Origin of the sequence: Intrasporangium chromatireducens Q5-1 (assembly GCF_000576575.1) — a bacterium.
GTDB classification, from domain to species: Bacteria; Actinomycetota; Actinomycetes; order Actinomycetales; family Dermatophilaceae; genus Intrasporangium_A; species Intrasporangium_A chromatireducens.
Window position 1 is genome coordinate 1 of record NZ_AWQS01000474.1, and the last position, 1,314, is coordinate 1,314.

Here is a 1,314-nt window from a genome sequence, read left to right on the forward strand (position 1 = left end):
TGGCGCTCGGCTCAGGCGTGGCGCTCGGCTCGGGCGTGGCGCTCGGGCCGGTCACGGCGCGACCCCCGCCACGGGAAGGCCACTCGTCTCGGCCAGGCCGAGGGCGAGGTTGGCGCACTGCACCGCAGCACCGGCCGTGCCCTTGGTCAGGTTGTCCACCGCCGACACGACGACGACGCGGCCGGCGTGCGCGTCGACCGCGAGCTGCAGCAGGACCAGGTTGCTGCCCACGACGTCGGCGGTGCGGGGCCACACGCCCTCGGGCAGCAGATGGACGAACGGCTCGTCGGCGTAGGCCTGCTCCCACGCACCCCGGACGACGGCGGGGTCGGTGCCGGGACGCAGCCGCGCCGTCGACGTCGCGAGGATGCCGCGGGGCATCGGAGCGAGCGTCGGCGTGAAGGACACGGTGACCGGCGCGCCGGCCGCCCACGACAGGTTCTGCTCGATCTCCGGCGAGTGGCGGTGGCCGCCGCCGACGCCGTACGGCGACATCGACCCCATCACCTCGCTGCCGAGCAGGTGCGCCTTGAGCCCCTTGCCGGCTCCCGACGTGCCGGAGGCGGCGACCACGACGACGTCGTCCGGCTCGATCAGGCCCTCGGCGAGGCCGGGCGCGAGGGCGAGCGAGATCCCGGTCGGGTAGCAGCCCGGCACGGCGATGCGGCGCGCGCCGGCCAGCTGGTCGCGCTGCCGGGCGCCGCCGGTGAGCGGCAGCTCGGGCAGGCCGTAGGGCCACGTGCCCGCGTGCTCGGTGTCGTAGAACCGCGTCCAGGCCTGCCCCGACTCGAGCCGGAAGTCCGCCCCGCAGTCGATGACGGCGACGTCGTCGGGCACCGTCGCAGCGAGCGCGGCCGAGTGGCCGTGCGGCAGGGCGAGGAAGACGACGTCGTGACCGGCGAGGGCCTCCGGGGTCGTGTCCTGCAGGACGCGGTCCGCGAGCGGGACGAGGTGCGGATGGAGCGCCCCGAGTCGCTCGCCGGCATTGCTGCCGGCCGTCACGGCGCCGATCTCGATCGTCGGGTGGGCGAGCAGGAGCCGGAGGATCTCGCCCCCGGCGTACCCGCTCGCCCCTGCTACCGCTGCCCTGGTCACGATGCATGACTATACACACCGATGCATAGTTGTGCAGCGGCGGTCCCACGCATGGCGGGCTCCCGACGCTGAGGTATGCCGCTCACCCGGCTGACGCTTGATGGTTTCCCTCCCCCGCCGGCCGGGAGAGCGCTGAGACTCGCGAGTCCCGCACAGGGCGGGACGGGTGGGGACGACGCGCTCACTCGTCGGTTCGTGGCCTCTCGTCGGGTGGTGGCC

Annotated in this window: 1 protein-coding gene; it reads right to left on the bottom strand. The window is 74.6% G+C overall.

Features of this window, described 5'->3' with window-relative positions; all coding sequences use genetic code 11:
• Nucleotides 1-51 precede the first annotated feature (51 nt).
• The gene (gene argC / locus N864_RS22310) at nt 52-1,095 is read right to left on the bottom strand and encodes an N-acetyl-gamma-glutamyl-phosphate reductase (protein ID WP_034722750.1); all 1,044 of its coding nucleotides are present in this window, start codon (nt 1,093-1,095) and stop codon (nt 52-54) included.
• Nucleotides 1,096-1,314: the final 219 nt, after the last annotated feature.